This is a genomic window from Helicobacteraceae bacterium (assembly GCA_031258155.1).
In the GTDB taxonomy this organism is placed as follows: Bacteria; Campylobacterota; Campylobacteria; order Campylobacterales; family SZUA-545; genus JAIRNH01.
This window is the reverse complement of record JAIRNH010000028.1, coordinates 1-15,490: the sequence shown is the minus strand read 5'-3', so window position 1 is coordinate 15,490 and position 15,490 is coordinate 1. Positions and strand designations below refer to the sequence as shown.

The window sequence follows — 15,490 nt, the reverse complement described above, 5'->3', positions numbered from 1 at the left end:
CGAATGGCAAAAATCGCTTGGCGGTAGCGATAACGACGGCGCTAATTCTATCCAACAGACAAATGACAACGGTTATATTATCGCGGGTTCTAGCGGCTCTACAGACGGCAATGTAACGGGAAACCAAGGAGACGGCGACTACTGGATCGTAAAACTAAAATAACGCCGCGTAAGGAGACGTAACAACGCCAACTTGCCCTTTCGTCCTTCCCGCGCAACGCCCGCTTCGCTAGGAGCGCAAGGCGCGCAGGATTGCGGCAATCCACATTCTCGTCATTCCCGCGCGGAGCGATAGGGCGGTTTACCGCCCGTAATCGCGGAGGAAAGCGGGTATCCATCTCTTTAATGATCGTTGTTATGGATTCCCGTTTTCACGGGTATGACAGAGAGAGATGGATACCCGCCTTTGATTACGAAGCGCCCGCTTTGATGGGAGCGCAAGGCGCGCAGGAAGGCGGAAAACCATTCTTGTCATTCCCGCGCGGAGCGATAGGGCGGTTTACCGCCCGTAATCGCGGAAGCAAGCGGGAATCCAATAAAAACAAACGCAAACCTCTCGTCACACCCGCGCGGGTATGACGGAAAGGGGCGACGTAACGCGAATTGAAACGTCGTCGGCGGTTGCTTACCGTTGGTAGTTTTGTCGCGTTTTTTAACGAGCGCGCGGGTTGAAACGTTTGGCGATCGGCGCAAAAACGCGCGGTTTTGTCCCTTTTCGCGCGATTATCCATGACTGCCGGCGGTAGCGTAGCCGTATATCATCGCGGCGCGCTCGCGTATATTTTTGCCCCTAGACATTCGGATTGTTTCGCCGGTTTGTTTGAAACCGTAAATGTTCAAAATCCGCGTCGCCTCGCTATTTTCCATTGGCAGATCGACGGCGATCGGCTTTTGCCCCCTGATCGCGACTAAGGCGCGAAGCAACGTTTCCGCGTCGTTATAAGCCGCTTCGCGCGCAAGAAACGGTCCCGCGAAAACGCTCTTTCCAATCATACGCGAATGCAACGCGCCGTTTGGCAAAGCCAGTATCAGCGAGCTGGCAAACGTCATATCCTCGTTAATAAACGCCGATCTATCCTCGCCAAAAGCCGCCGTTGCGTATTTGAGTAGGAGGTTCGCGTCTTTGGTCTCCATCTTTCGCAGACGATCGGCGCTAAGCGGGGGCGTTTTCGCGCCGCCGCGTAAAACAAACCTGCCGCATAAGCCTTCCGCTTTGAAGCCGTATCTCTCGTAAAAAGCCGCCATATTCGGTTCGGCAAACAATCTTTGCGTTGGCTTTTGCGCCGCGATCGAATCCAAAGCATGCTCGAACAGCCTCGTTCCAACGCCGGCGCGGCGGCGCGCTTTATCGACTAAAAAATCGCATATCCACGCGGTTTTCTCGTGCGCGTAGCCCATAATCGCGCCTAGCAAACAGTCGTCTTCAAACGCGCCGAAGCACAGATAAAAGAACCTAGAGCGAATCCTCGATAACTCGCCTTCGTCGATCAACCACCCTTCGGCTTCGCCCCAGCGCGCGATAGTCGATATGTCCGGTTCGTTCAGCCAACGAATTTGCAACGCGCTACCAAACCTATCAGCTCGTTTTCGCTTAAAACTCCGCGTTTGCGCGCCGCCTCCTCGCGCACCGCCGGCAACAGCGCGTTTAACTCCGATCGCGTTCGTTTGATCCCGCGCCTATTTAGATGATAGTTCAGCGTCGCGCTCCCGCTATGCTTGCCAATCGGGAAAACTCTCTTTGCGCCCACAATCGACGGCGCGAACGGCTCGTAAGCGGCGCTGTTTTTCAAAACGCCGTTCGCGTGAATGCCGCTTTCGTGCGCGAAGAGCGCTTTGCCGACGATCGGAGTATTGCGCGGCAGGCGAATTTTCGCCGCTTTCGCCACGCTTTTCGTCAGCGCTTTTAGCGCCTGCGCGTCGATCGCGCGAGGCTCGCCAAACAGCGTCGCCAGACACATCAAAACCTGTTCAAAACCTGAATTACCCGCGCGTTCCCCAAGTCCGATCGCGGTTGTGTTGACGCTCCGCGCCCCCGCCTCAAAAGCGGCGATCGCGTTTGCCGTAGCCATGCCAAAATCGTTATGAGCGTGCATTTCTATCGGCATTATAGCGGCAAGTTCCCCCACGATCGCGGCGCATTTTAACGGCGTTAAAATCCCGACCGTATCGCAAAAACGGAAACGATCCGCGCCTAAATCGCGGCTAAACGCGACGACCTCTTTCAGAAAAACCGCGTTCGCGCGCGATCCGTCCTCGCCGCCGACGGACACAAACAGCCCCTCTTTTTTGGCGAGCGAAACCGTCTCTTCCAACGCCTTAAAAAGCCTATCTCGATCGGCGTTAAACTTGAGCGAAATAAGCAGATCGCTTAACGGAACGCTGATATTGACGGCTTTAACGCCGCACTCTAGCGAAGCGTCCAAATCCGCTCGCGCGGCGCGATTCCAGCTTATCATTCTGCGCGGCAGACCTAACGCCAGTAGCTCTTTTATATCGGCGCGTTCGGCTTTGCCCATAGCCGGAACGCCGATCTCCAGCTCGTCCGCGCCGGCTTTAACAAGCAAGGAGGCGATCTTGATCTTGTCGGCTCGCGAAAAGACGACAAACGGCGCTTGCTCTCCGTCGCGCAAAGTGGCGTCGTTGATAATCACGCTTCGACCTCCTTGTCGCCTACGCCGAAATACTCGCGGGCGGCTGACACCAGCGCCTCTTTTACCGCCATATCCGCGTATTTTTCGCTCGTTTGCAAACCAACCGATTTAAGCGCCTCGTTAGGGCAACGCCCAATTTTAGCCGTTAGCAACAACTTCACCCCTTCGAGCGCCTTTTTTATTCCGTCGATAGGACCGTCGCCGCAACTATCCTCTCCGCTGCAATAACTGGCGACGTTTCGTTTGGAATAAAGTTTATAGCCGCGATCGCCGACCTCGTAAATATCAAAGCGAGCGCACGATCCGAAATGCAGATCGATTGTTTCTCCGCTTTGACTTGTTACGGCGATCAGCGTCGTTTTATTCTCCGAGCTTAAAGCGCGAATATCGTCGCTCGCCCTATCCATGTGTTTGCGAAAGTTCTCGATCGCCGTCCAGCGCTCGGCGCGGTTCGCCCGTAAATACTCCGTTTTAAGCTCGTCGATCGTTTTAAGCGCGTAGGCGCCAAAGCCGAACTCCGCGCTTTTGTCTTTGTCGAGCAGCCCCGTCGCGTCCGCTCTGCACTGACGACAATGCGCCATTTGCGCCACGCTTAAACCGCACGCTTCGCGCGCCTTTTGAACCTGCGCCAACGTGGCGCTCGCAACGCCGTCCAAAGCGTATCGCGTTCCAAAACGAGGCTCGCTAAGCAGCGGCATAACGTTATGGAGAAAAACGCCCAGCCCTTTTAGCTTGGCGGCGACGGCGCTCAGACAATCTTCGTTGATCGCGGGTATTAGCACGCTATTGGCTTTGATTAACGCTCCGTTAAAAACGGCTTTTTTTATTCCCTCTAGCTGTCTTTCAAGCAAAAGCTCCGCGCCTTCGATCCCTTTCAAACGGCGTTTTGTCCGCGAATCGTAAACCCACGGATAGATTTTCGCGCCGATCGCGGGATCGACCGCGTTAATTGTTACGGTTATATGATCGACTCCGATCGCGGTTAGCTCGTCGGCAAACTCCGCGAGGCGCAACCCGTTCGTCGAGACGCACAGCTTTAGATCGGGCGCGTGCGCTTTTACAAGTCTCAAGGTTTCAAAGGTTTGCTTTGGATTGGCGAGCGCGTCTCCGGGTCCCGCTATGCCGACGACGGAGAGATTTTTTATTTTGCTCCCGACATACAATACCTTCTTGATCGCCTCGATCGGCGTAAGTTTTGCGGAGGTAACGCCGGGTCTTGATTCGTTGGAGCAGTCGTATTTACGGTTGCAATAGTTGCATTGAATGTTACAGGCGCTCGCCACAGGCAGATGAATACGGGCGTAATTTTTGTGCGCGCCTTCGCTATAACACGGGTGATTGCGTATTCTTTCCATCGCTTCCGCATACATTTGAAACCTTTATAAAAAGCGTATTAACGCTATTTTCGCATAATTCAGGCGCAGGTTTATGGCTAATTTTTAATCACTAATTCTCGCGAGAAAAGATTATCATCAAAGCATGAAAAACATAGAGTTCGTCGCGCCCAACAAAAGCGCGAGCGACGGCGAAACGCGGCGTTTTGAGAGAGCGAAGACGAACGCGCTTCGCCGCGACGAGGATAATCCTAGCGAGAGTGCGCCGCCGAAACTGGCGGATTTTATAAGCGGCGTTGAGGCGGGCAAAATCGCCTTCTATTTAGGGCTGGATATTTTCAAAAACGCCGTCGATTCTAAGGGCGTTAAGCTGCCAAGTTCGAGCGACGAGATCATATTGGCGCTTAACGACTCCCGCGCTATGTCGCCGAGGCTTATGCTGGAGTATTCGCGCGCGGCGATGGCGATCGAACAGCGCAAGGGGCGCAAGGCGCTTGAAACGCTCTTTGCGAATATCTACAAAAACGGCTTCGAGCCGCTAGATATTCACAAAAAAATCGCGCGCTTGAATCCTCGCGTTATCGTCGATACCAACCGCGACGCGGCTTTGCAGACGGCGCTTAAAGACGATTTTACGCTGGTTTACGGCGTAGCTAGGATAGCCGGCGATCAACCGCGTTTCGAGGCGTTTACGAAAAGCGCCGAAGGCTACAAAAAGATCGCCCCCGACGAGGTGGCTATGGACAAACCGCTTCTTTTTAAACCGCTGGGCGTTTTAGAGCCTAGATTGAGCCTGATTTTAAGCGACGCGGACTTTGTGGATTGGCTGACCGAGGCGATAGCGGGCATGGCGGCGCCGAGCGCGTTTAAACAGAGCAGATCAAACATAAAATGGCTTTTTATGGGTTGCAATTTTGAACGCGACACCGATCGCATGGTAGCGAGCGAAATAATCGGCGGCGAAAACTGCGGCGGCGGGTGGCATATAACCGAAAAACCGCCGAGCCGAGCCGAAAGAAGATTTTTACAGCGGCATAATATCGAACTTATCAACGTCGATCTGAAAGCCTTTGTCTCATGAATAATTTTGAAGCGCGGTGCAGTTTCTGCGGCAAAAAAAGAGATCGGGTCGGAAAGCTGTTCGTCGTGGAAGGCGCGGCTATCTGCGATAACTGCGTCGCGCTGTGCGCCGCGGCGATCGAAAAGGAGGAACGGCTTAACGAGGGGCTAGGCTTTACGCGCGGCTTAGCCAAGCCGAAAGAAATCGCCTCTTTTTTGGATTCCTACGTGATCGGGCAAACGGACGCGAAGCGGATTTTAAGCGTCGCGCTCTATAACCACTACAAGCGCGTCGATAAACCTATGGTTCGCGGCGTGGAGTTGGAAAAATCAAATATATTGCTCGTAGGTCCTAGCGGCAGCGGCAAAACGCTATTGGCTAAAACGTTGGCGCGGGCGATGAACGTGCCGTTCGCGATGGCGGACGCCGCCGCGCTGACGGAAGCGGGGTATGTGGGAGAGGACGTGGAGAGCGTGCTTTCTCGCCTGCTTGCCGCCGCGAATTTCGATACGGAGATCGCGCAAAAGGGGATTGTGTATATCGACGAGATCGACAAGATAGCCAAAAAAGGCGAAAGCGCGGTAATCGGGCGCGACGTTAGCGGCGAAGGCGTGCAACAAGGGTTGCTTAAAATTCTGGAAGGCGCGAAGGTTTACGCGCCGATCAAAGGCAGCCGCAAAAACGCGGGCGCGGAAACCGTTTTGTTCGACACGACGCACGTGCTGTTCATAGCGGGAGGCGCGTTTGTAGGTCTGCGCGATCGCGCCAAAAGCGGGCGCGTTATGGGTTTTGGACGATCAAACGACAAAGAGGACAAAGGCAAAATCGCGCCCAAAGATCTGGTGAAATACGGAATGATTCCGGAATTTGTCGGCAGATTTCCGATTATCGCCGAGTTAGACGAGCCTAGCGACGAGGATCTTGCGCGGATTTTAACCGAGCCTAAAAACGCGATTATCCGCCAATACGAAACGATGTTCGAACTTGACGGCGTGGATATTGTTTTCGAGGAGGAGGCTTTGCGCGCGATAGCCGAACTCGCGAAAAAGCGCGAGACCGGAGCGCGCGGATTGCGCGGCGTATTGGAAGAAAAGACGACCAGACTGCTTTTCGATCTGCCCGGTTCCAAAGTTAATCGCGTCGTTATTACGCGAGAGTTTATAGAGGGCAAAAGCGAGCCGTATCTTGAGAAAAAAAGAGAGAAATCCAATGGATAACTCGCTTTTTTTCGGCGTTATGGAGCGGGATCTGAATCCGTTTTTTCTTTTCGATTCGCGGGGCAAGGCGCTATACTTAAACCAATCCGCCGAATTGTTGCTTGGCTACGCCAATCCGAACGTTTTCTTCGCGCTTGCCGAGCGCTACGCCGCCTCTAACGGCGCTTTTGAAATACGTTTTGAGCCGATCGGCTTTCATTCGTTTGGCTTCTACGGCTTGATGTCCGCTAGAGAAAACGGCTTAATCGGCTTGAGGCTCTATCAAGCGCCTGTCGCCGTTTCAAAAATCGACGGCGCAAAGATAGCGCCGGACAATCTTCGCGCCATAATAGACGCGAATATCGCCGTTTTTCGCGGCAAAAGCAAAATCGAGGTAAGAACGGCTTACGATCGCGCTTTGCCGTCTGTCGGCGCGAGCCAAAACGGGCTTTCCAAGCTGATAGGCAAAGCCTTGTTAAGTTTTGGCGCAAGCGACGAGCCGCTTACGGTCGCGCTTCGCGTTTCGCGCGGCGGCGACAAACGCGCGCGGCGCGAACAATCGCCTATCAAGCTAATTATCGTCGGCGCGAAACGCAAAGAGATGTTCGATAGACAGATAGAAGAGTTGGCAAAAGCGCTTTCGGCTTCCGTCAAGTTATCGCCCGACGAGATTATTTTGAGCATTCCCGTTAATTGACGTCCCGCGCGCGAACGCGGGGCGGCTTGGCGCTTAAATGGCGGGTCTGATCGTTAGTTTGATAACTACGTCGTCGCCGATCTGCGCGTTGGTCGTTATCGTATCGCCGATCTTAAAATCGCTACGCTTGATCTGAGCGCTTAGCGTGTATATGTCGGCTGTTCTGCCGCTTTCAAGATCGCGCTTGATCGTTAGCGTTACCGGCTTAGTTATCCCGCGTATGGTCAGATCGCCCGTGATTGTAGAGCCGCTTGCCGATTTGGAAGCGAACGTGATCTTTGGAAAATTAGGCTCGTCGAAAAAGTCGTCGTTCCTTAAATGCTCGTCGCGCTTGACGTTGTCCGTGTTAATCGACGCCGTTTCTATGGCGCCGTTTAGCGCCTTAACCGAACTTGCCTCGATTCTAATCGTTCCCTCAAACTTGTCGAACCTACCGTCCACCACGCCTAAAAGACGGTGATTGACGCTGAAAGCGACCTTCCCTCTCGTCGGCGTGAAAGCGTAGTCCGCCGCGAAAAGAGAACCCGCCGCCAATCCTATCGCTAATAACGTTTGTATCAGCTTCATCTTAACTCCTTAGATTAGTTTTTTCTCGCAATCTTATTTTTACCAAACTTTAACTTCGCCGACGCTTAAACGCGAGGCGACGTTTGATCGCTACCTTTTATCGTCGCCGCGCGGTTTGTTCCCGCAAGCGCCAAAACCGCCCCGATCGCCTATCGCCGTTTTTTCAAGACGTTTCGCGAAAGCCTCTCTCTGTTCGGGCGATAAAATCGCGTGAATCTCCGCTAGCAGATCGGCGCGCCTCTCTATATCCGCGCTCGCGCGAGCGCTCGCGGCGGCGACAAACGCCGAGCGATCAAAGCTATCGGCTTTGAAAACGGCGGCGAAGTCCGTTTTAACCTCCGTCCTTTCGGCGTTCTTGAAAGCGTTAGCCCTATTTGTTCTAAGAGCTTTCAGTTTCTCTTTTTGCTCGTCGCTTAGATCGATCGACTTAAAAGCGCCGCCAAGACCCTCGTATCCTCGACGATGCTCGTCGGACGCGGTTAAACTCGTAACGCTAAGAGCCGCCAAAATAGCGGCGGTAATAAAACTGCGTTTCATATACGCGCTCCTTTAAATAAATTCGGTCGTTACTATGCCGACTAGGCTGTGATGTTTGCGTGAAGGGGCTGTAAGGACGCAAAAACAAAGCGGCTTTTGGCGCGCGTAATAGCCGCTTTCAATAACGGGAGAAGCGTATGCCGTCATTCCCGCGCGGGGCAAGCGCGAGCGCTTCGTAATCGAAGGCGGGAATCCATAACAGCGATCATTAAAGATGGACGCCCGTTTTCGCGAGTATGGCGGAGATGGCAAATGGCGCGTTTTTAGGAACAAAGGAGCGAAAGAACAAATGTTAGCTTTCGGGAATAACCGACAACTTTTGATCGGCGCCCCCGTCATTCACGCGAAACGCCCGTTCGTTTGCGAGCGTAAGCGTGGAAAAGGACGGGGTCTATTTCACGCTCGCCTTGCCGCGCTTCGCTTTTCTCCGTAAGCTACTATTGCGCGCGTTTGATCTGACTCCGAAAGCCGCTTAAGTTTTTGCGCCCTTACGGCGGCGTTAGCGCGTATGAGTTTTGGACCGACGCTAGATTTTAACGCGCGAGTCTCTTATACCACCTGCGCCCGTCGATTTTAACTTCCATCTCTACTTGGCACAAGCCTTTATCCCAAATAGTCTCCAAAACCTCCGCGCCGCGAATAACGCTATGAACTTCGGCGCGAATCTCCGATCGAATTAACGTAGCGTCTTTTACGGTGTCGCGACCGTTAATTTTGATGCCGTGCAATTTTTCGCCAAGCTGACGATAGCCGTCCAAAATAGCGGCGCGTTTTGCCAGCGCCATCTCTTGCGCGCGGCTAGAAACGCCCTCTTTGGCTACGCCCATGCCGATCGCGCGGATAGTTATTATATTCGTGGGTTTCAACGTGGGCGCGTTGAGGATGATAGGTTCGCTCGCCTTTTCGGCTTCGGCGTATTGGGGCGCGATCGCCTCCTCCTCTTCATTCGCCGCGACTTCGGCGGAAGCTATAGCGGCGCTCGCGGACAAGATCAGAAAAACGATAGTTCTTTTGAACGGCATAGTGGTATCCTTTACTTTACGACTTCATAAGCTATCGTCAAAATCGAGAATTTTTGAATGATATTCGCCTACGGCTAGGCGATTTAACCCGTTTTTTTTGCTAAAAACCGCGATCGCCGTTAGCGTCTTTCGTCCTATTCGTAAATCTTATTTTTCATAATTTTCTCGCGCAACGATCGCGCTAAAACGCGCCGCTTTGCCCAAAGGCGCGATCAAACGCCGCGAAGGCGCGGCGGAGCGACTTCCTCGCGATACGCTCTCGATTAAAAGGCGGCGTTTTAGCGCCGCTAAAGTAAAATACCCGCGATTGTATCCGACAAAAGGGGTAGCCGATGACGCTGGACGTAACTCAAATTCAGAAAATTTTGCCGCACCGAGTGCCTTTCTTATTGGTAGATCGCGTTACCGAAGTAAAGGCGGGCGAATATGTTGAAGCCTATAAAAATATCTCTATCAGCGAGCCGGTTTTCCAAGGTCATTTTCCCGGACACCCAATTTATCCGGGCGTTATGATCATCGAAGGTATGGCGCAAGCCGGCGCGGTATTGGCTTTTTATACGGGCGATATGAGCGAGGAGTCGGCAAAAAACAAAGTGGTTTATTTTATGAGCATAGATTACGCCAAATTCAGAAAACCGATCCGTCCGGGCGACAGGCTCGATTATAAAGTCGGCGTCGTCAAACAAAAAGGTTCGGTGTGGGTTTTAGGCGCTAAAGCGTTTGTTGACGGCGAGCTTGCCTGCGAAGCGGAATTAAAAGCGATGGTAGTAGATAAAGAAAAACAATAGATGCCAAACATTCACCCAACCGCTATAATCGAAGAGGGCGCGTTAGTCGCCGAAACCGCCGTTATAGGCGCTTACGCCTTTATCGGCAAAGAGGTCAAAATCGGCGAAAAAACCGCGATCGGACACGGGACGCACATAGAGGGGAAAACCGCGATCGGCGCAAACTGCAAAATCTCCCCGCTTGTTTCGATAGGAACGCCGCCGCAGGATTTGAAATATAGCGGCGAGCCGACAAGTTTGATTATCGGCGATCGCGTAACGATCAGAGAGTTTTGCCAGATCAACATAGGCACGGCGGGCGGCGGCGGCGTGACGCGAATCGAGAACGACTGTCTTTTAATGGGACACGTTCACGTCGCGCATGATAATAAGATCGGAAACGGTTGCATCATCGCCAACTTCGTAGCTCTCGCGGGGCACGTGGAGATCGGCGATTACGCCGTGATCGGCGGCATGAGCGCGGCGCACCAATTTACGCGCATAGGCGCATACGCTATGGTCGCCGGCGCGAGCGCGGTAAGTCAAGATATTCCGCCGTTTACGTTGGCGGAAGGCAATCGCGCTAAAATTAAAGCGCTGAATTTGACGGGGCTTCGCAGGCATTTTTCGCGCGAAATAATCGACGCGCTAAAGCCGATATACAAAGAGACGTTCAGAGCGCGCATATCTCCCAAGACGGCGGCGCAAAACGCGCTTGCGCGAGGCGAGCTAAGCGACGAGGCTAGATTGTTTTGCGAATTTATCGCGTCGAGCAAACGCGGCGTTCCGCGAGCCGACGCCCAAGAAGAGGAAATATAAATGACGATGAAAATATGCGATTTTTGCGGCGCGAGCGAAACGGAGGAAAACCCGATTTTAACGGGCAGTTCCGCAAAAATATGTAAAACCTGCGTTACAAGCGCGTATCGTATTTTGAGCGACGGCGAGCTGGCGAAAATCAAGGCGATGGATATTGCCGAGTTCAGCCCAAAGGCTCTTAAAGAGATTTTAGACGGCTATGTGATAGGGCAGGAGGAGGCGAAAAAAACCTTCGCGATCGCGGTATATAACCACTATAAACGCATATTCCGCCAGCACGAGATCGAGGACGAGAGTGAAATATCTAAATCCAACGTGCTGTTAATCGGTCCGACGGGTAGCGGCAAGACGCTTATGGCGCAGACGTTGGCGCGTTATCTCAACGTGCCGATCGCGATAGCCGACGCGACAAGTTTGACCGAAGCGGGCTACGTGGGCGAGGATGTGGAGAACATTCTGACGAAACTGTTGCAAAACGCCGGCGGCGATCTAAAAAAAGCGGAACGCGGCATAGTTTTTATCGACGAGATCGATAAAATCGCGCGGCTTGGCGAAAACAGATCGATTACCCGCGACGTTAGCGGCGAAGGGGTTCAGCAAGCGCTATTAAAAATCGTCGAGGGCGCGCAGGTAAACGTAACTTCGCGCGGCGGACGCAAACACCCGCAACAAGATTACGTTCAGATGGACACCACCAATATCCTGTTTGTGTGCGGCGGCGCTTTTGACGGATTAGAGGAGATTATATCGCGCAGATTAGGCAAAAATTCGCTAGGATTTGCGCGTTCAAAAGACGCGGTGGCAAGAGACGCGCAATCGCTGATTGGCGAAACGGAGCCGGACGATCTTGTGCATTACGGCTTAATTCCGGAACTTATCGGGCGGCTTCACGTTATTACGACGCTAAAAGAGCTGGAAGAAGACGATTTGATGCGCGTTATGACCGAGCCGAAAAACGCGCTTTTGAAACAGTATAGGAAGCTCTTCGCCATCGACGGGGTGAAACTCACCTTTGAAGAGGACGCCGTTCGCGCTATAGCGAGACAGGCGATTAAGCGTAAAACAGGCGCGCGCGGATTAAGATCGATCCTAGAGAAAGTTACCTGCGAAAGCATGTATGAACTTCCGGAGCTAGAGGGCTACGAAGTGATCGTCAACGCGGGTTGCGTGCAAAGTCAGGAAAAACCCCTGTATATTAAACCGGCGCGGGAAAAGAAAAGCGCCTAAAGGAAAATTATGTTTTTTGACAAGCTTATCGGGCTATTCTCAAGCGATATAGCAATCGATTTAGGCACGGCTAACACCGTCGTGATTGTTCGCGGGCAAGGGATCGCGATCAACGAGCCAAGCGTCGTGGCTATCCAGCGCGATTCTTCGGGGCGCAACCGTATTCTAGCCGTCGGACACGAGGCTAAGGAGATGGTGGGCAAAACGCCCGGCAATATCGTGGCAATTCGTCCGATGAGAGACGGCGTGATCGCCGATTTTGAGATGACCGAGCGAATGATTCGCTACTTTATAGAGAAGGTGCATAGGCGCAAGACCTTCGTTCGTCCTCGCATAATAGTGGGCGTTCCCTACGGCGTAACGCAGGTGGAGCGAAAAGCGATCAAAGAGTCCGCTATGAGCGCGGGCGCGCGCGAGGTCTATCTGATCGAAGAGCCGATGGCGGCGGCGATCGGCGCGGGATTGCCGGTGAAAGAGCCGCGCGGTTCGCTGGTGGTGGATATTGGCGGCGGCACTACCGAGATCGGCGTGGTTTCGCTAGGCGGTCTCGTGATCAGCAAATCGATTCGCGTTGCGGGCGATAAGCTCGATACGGCTATCATCGATTACATCAAGCGTAAGCACAATCTATTGGTAGGCGAGCGCGTCGCGGAGGAGATTAAAATAGAAATCGGCAACGCCGTAGCGCCAAGAGAGCAACTTTCAATGTTTGTCAAAGGGCGCGATCAGATCACGGGGTTATTGGCGGGCATAGAGTTTACGAGCGACGACGCTAGGGAGGCTCTGCAAGACACGCTTAAAGATATTTTAGACGCGCTCAAAGACGTGCTTGAGGTAACGCCGCCCGATCTTGCGGGCGATATTGTGGAAAACGGCATTATTCTTGCCGGCGGCGGCGCGCTATTAAAAGGGATCGACAAGTTTTTATCCGAAGCTACGAGATTGCCCGTATATGTCGCCGAAGACCCGCTTTTGGCGGTCGCCAAAGGCGCTGGGCGCGTGTTGGAAGAGATCGACTTTTTACAGCAGATAGCCTACGACTCGTAAGATATGCCAAAGCTCACTTTACTAATCGTCGCGGCGATATTGATCGCCGCGCTGGCGGTTAAGTTTAGCGTTACGAGCGGAACCTTGTTTATCGAATTCACCTCCGCCGTAAAATCGTATTATCTCTCGGCGGCGCAACGTTGCGACGAGTGGTTTAGCTCGCATTTTGAGCAAGTCGAGTCGATCGAGCGTTTGCGAGAGGAAAACAAACGGCTAAAAGAGGATCAGGTCGTTTTAAACGCGTTCGCGGCGGAAATAGTCAATTTATCCAAGCTCAAAGGTTATGAAACGCCGCCCAAATTTCGCGTCAGAGTGGTTCGCGCTCTAAGTTACGCGGAGCTACCCGATATGCGCAAAATCATAATCGACTACGGCGATCTGAAACCGACGGAGGTTAAAGGCTTAATCTACAACAACGAAGCGGCGGGAATCGTTGTGGATTCAATCGGCGGTTACGCTAAAGCGCTGCTTAACGGCGATATGGAGTGCTCCTATTCGGTCTATATCGGAGAAGAAAAAACGCCCGGCATAGCGATGGGCAGATCCGATCAAGAGATGATCGTTCGCTATATACCCGCGTGGATGAACGTGAAAGAGGGCGACGAGGTGGTTACCAACGGCTTAGACGGCATATTTTTCGCGGGCGTGAAAGTGGGCAGAGTAACGAGAGTAAATCGCCTAAACGCCTATATCGAGGCGATTATAAAGCCATACTATACCGCCTTCAATCCCGATTACTTTTATATAGTGGAATCTTCGGACTAAGCGCTTTTGATCGAAAAAACGCGACGTTTTTAATTTAATCTTAGTTATTTAACTAATACTTTTCAGATAGATTCGGTTTATTTCAGGTTCACACGTAAAGCCCCCCCCCCCCCCCGCAAAAGCCCAAAGTTTATTTATGAATATAAGGGGTATATTCTTAAAGTTTTTGAGGATCGCAAGCGCCGTTGTCTATAACAGGTTACCCGTCGTTTGCCTCAAGAATCGAAAAAACCGTTGCCGTTGCAAAGCCCCGATTTATGGGCAAGATCGCCGTTTGTTGTTCCGCGATTCTTTATTAAAATAGCAAAGGACGAGGTTTTTATTATCCATCGATTAACATTATTCGGCGCCCGCGTTTTTCGCCGATCGTTGCAATTTTAAACGCAATACATTCTAGTCGTAAACGCGTTAAATCGCGAGAATAACGACTATCGCCGCCTAAGCGTTTACGCTTGTGTATCTATATTCCAGCTAAAGCGGGTATTGGCGAGAAAGATACGGTATAACGCGCGTTGTCATTCCCGCGAAGCTCCCGCTTTGGTAGGAGCGCAAGGCGCGTAGGAAAACGGGAACCCATCTTTATTAAACAATCATAATATAAGCGCGTTGCTTTTTAACCTTTTTTATGGATACCCGTTTTGCTGCGCGACCACGAAACGCTTGCGTTTCTATACGCTCCGCGCGGGAATGACGGGAGGGGGGATTACACATAGCGCGATTATTTCGCCGCGTTTTATAAGCGTAACCCCGCGTAAACTTTATATACGACGTTTCAATATATTGGAGATCTTTTCTTTTTCGCGCTACTTGCGCTTTCTCTCTCGCCGACCTTTCGCGTAAACTTTATATAACGACGTTCTCTATATCTTCGGCGTTCTTTTCTCTTTCGCGTTGCTTGCGCTCTTTCTCTCGCCGATCCTCGCCGCTTTGATCGCCTTGACGCTCGTAATATCGTAGTTGAACCTGATCGTATCCGCTATGCGCGAGGTTCTGGCGAAGATCGGCGCTATGCGCGGTCAATAGCGCGATCGTCTGCGCGGAGCTTTGCGCCGAAACGATCAGCCGATCGCCGCGTTTTATAAGCGTAACCTCTACTAGCCCAAGCTCTTTCGGACTCATTTCAATCGACACGCGCGTAATCGGCGGCTTGTAGTTTGCCGCCGCTTCGCTTAGGCGCGAAGCGAAATAACGAGCCGCCGATCGCGCCGCGCCAATCTTAAACTCAAGCGTTTTTATCGGGTCTTGTCGCGCTAACGTTTGAACGTCGTCTTGCGCCGCCTCCTCCTCGCTTGTCGCGTTCGCCGCCGTTTCAAGCGCCGATAAACCGTCAAAGCTCGCCGCTACGGCGGTTTGCGGCGGAGAGCCAAACGCGGACGCGCTTGCGAAAACGGCGTTGGATTGCGAATGGAGCGCCGTTTTAGCGCGTAACGCGTCGGCGAGGCGATCGGGCGCAATCGCTTTGCTTTCGTCGTTTTCGGTCGATCTTTCGTTGGATCGGCGCGGCGTTTTACTTTTTTGATTTTCGCGCGCGTTTTGCTCTAGCGCTGCCAAAACGCCGTCGCGCGAGTTTTCAAATAAAGCGCTAAACGGACGCGGCGGCGCGGTCGGTTTTTGAGCGTCGTCGTTAGGACGCGCCGTTTCAAGTTCGCCTCCCGTTATTGCCGCTTGCGCTTTAGCGTTTTGCGCCTGCGCCGTCTTTATCGTTTGATTAGCCGTTTTCTCGTTTATTACGCTTATTGTCGGCTTGTTTTCGATCTTTTGATCCGTCGCGGGTTCTACGGGCGTTTTCGCGTTTGTTTCA

At 52.6% G+C, this 15,490-nt stretch carries 15 protein-coding genes; 8 read left to right on the top strand and 7 right to left on the bottom strand.

The window, feature by feature from the left end; genetic code table 11:
* Positions 1-723: 723 nt before the first annotated feature.
* Genes LBF86_04090 through nifB form a run of 3 tightly spaced genes read right to left on the bottom strand, consistent with a single transcriptional unit; the run spans position 724 to position 4,021 of the window.
* A complete protein-coding gene (locus LBF86_04090) occupies positions 724-1,560 on the bottom strand; it encodes a GNAT family N-acetyltransferase (GenBank protein ID MDR0664685.1) in 837 nt (278 codons plus the stop codon).
* Entirely contained in the window at positions 1,542-2,651 is a 1,110-nt protein-coding gene (locus LBF86_04085) for a homocitrate synthase (GenBank protein MDR0664684.1), read from the bottom strand. Before LBF86_04085 ends, LBF86_04090 begins: the two co-directional genes overlap by 19 nt.
* Positions 2,648-4,021, bottom strand: coding sequence for a nitrogenase cofactor biosynthesis protein NifB (gene nifB, locus LBF86_04080; GenBank protein ID MDR0664683.1), 1,374 nt, complete (start codon positions 4,019-4,021; stop codon positions 2,648-2,650). The genes LBF86_04085 and nifB overlap by 4 nt, the downstream gene beginning before the upstream one ends.
* A 109-nt stretch (positions 4,022-4,130) precedes the next feature.
* On the opposite strand from nifB, the gene LBF86_04075 reads away from it, so the two are divergent.
* Genes LBF86_04075 through LBF86_04065 form a run of 3 tightly spaced genes read left to right on the top strand, consistent with a single transcriptional unit; the run spans position 4,131 to position 6,938 of the window.
* Positions 4,131-5,066, top strand: a complete 936-nt coding sequence (locus LBF86_04075) for an SIR2 family protein (GenBank protein ID MDR0664682.1) — start codon at positions 4,131-4,133, stop codon at positions 5,064-5,066.
* The gene (clpX, locus tag LBF86_04070; GenBank protein MDR0664681.1) at positions 5,063-6,262 is read left to right on the top strand and encodes an ATP-dependent Clp protease ATP-binding subunit ClpX; all 1,200 of its coding nucleotides are present in this window, start codon (positions 5,063-5,065) and stop codon (positions 6,260-6,262) included. Before LBF86_04075 ends, clpX (LBF86_04070) begins: the two co-directional genes overlap by 4 nt.
* Positions 6,255-6,938 carry a hypothetical protein gene (locus tag LBF86_04065; protein MDR0664680.1) on the top strand — a complete coding sequence of 228 codons (684 nt, stop codon included), beginning with the start codon at positions 6,255-6,257 and terminating at the stop codon, positions 6,936-6,938. Before clpX (LBF86_04070) ends, LBF86_04065 begins: the two co-directional genes overlap by 8 nt.
* 33 nt (positions 6,939-6,971) lie before the next feature.
* Here the strand turns inward: LBF86_04065 and LBF86_04060 are convergent, their stop codons facing one another.
* The 3 genes from LBF86_04060 to LBF86_04050 all read right to left on the bottom strand — a co-directional run bounded on the left by LBF86_04060 (position 6,972) and on the right by LBF86_04050 (position 9,064).
* Positions 6,972-7,505, bottom strand: a complete 534-nt coding sequence (locus LBF86_04060; GenBank protein ID MDR0664679.1) for a YceI family protein — start codon at positions 7,503-7,505, stop codon at positions 6,972-6,974.
* Positions 7,506-7,595: 90 nt separating this feature from the next.
* Positions 7,596-8,042, bottom strand: a complete 447-nt coding sequence (locus tag LBF86_04055; protein MDR0664678.1) for a Spy/CpxP family protein refolding chaperone — start codon at positions 8,040-8,042, stop codon at positions 7,596-7,598.
* Positions 8,043-8,575: 533 nt separating this feature from the next.
* A complete protein-coding gene (locus tag LBF86_04050) occupies positions 8,576-9,064 on the bottom strand; it encodes a hypothetical protein (protein ID MDR0664677.1) in 489 nt (162 codons plus the stop codon).
* Between the two features lie 332 nt (positions 9,065-9,396).
* On the opposite strand from LBF86_04050, the gene fabZ reads away from it, so the two are divergent.
* The 5 genes from fabZ to mreC are packed head-to-tail and all read left to right on the top strand — an operon-like array spanning position 9,397 to position 13,689.
* Complete coding sequence (fabZ, locus tag LBF86_04045) at positions 9,397-9,852, top strand: 3-hydroxyacyl-ACP dehydratase FabZ (GenBank protein ID MDR0664676.1); 456 nt, start codon at positions 9,397-9,399, stop codon at positions 9,850-9,852.
* Complete coding sequence (lpxA, locus tag LBF86_04040; GenBank protein ID MDR0664675.1) at positions 9,853-10,650, top strand: acyl-ACP--UDP-N-acetylglucosamine O-acyltransferase; 798 nt, start codon at positions 9,853-9,855, stop codon at positions 10,648-10,650.
* A complete protein-coding gene (clpX, locus tag LBF86_04035) occupies positions 10,651-11,877 on the top strand; it encodes an ATP-dependent Clp protease ATP-binding subunit ClpX (GenBank protein ID MDR0664674.1) in 1,227 nt (408 codons plus the stop codon).
* A 9-nt stretch (positions 11,878-11,886) separates the two neighbouring features.
* Positions 11,887-12,924 (top strand): rod shape-determining protein, encoded by a 1,038-nt coding sequence (locus LBF86_04030; GenBank protein MDR0664673.1) that lies wholly within the window; start codon positions 11,887-11,889, stop codon positions 12,922-12,924.
* 3 nt (positions 12,925-12,927) lie between these two features.
* The gene (gene mreC, locus LBF86_04025; protein MDR0664672.1) at positions 12,928-13,689 is read left to right on the top strand and encodes a rod shape-determining protein MreC; all 762 of its coding nucleotides are present in this window, start codon (positions 12,928-12,930) and stop codon (positions 13,687-13,689) included.
* Between the two features lie 843 nt (positions 13,690-14,532).
* Here the strand turns inward: mreC and LBF86_04020 are convergent.
* Positions 14,533-15,490 (bottom strand): flagellar hook-length control protein FliK (locus LBF86_04020; GenBank protein MDR0664671.1); only part of this gene is annotated, 958 nt, incomplete at its 5' end.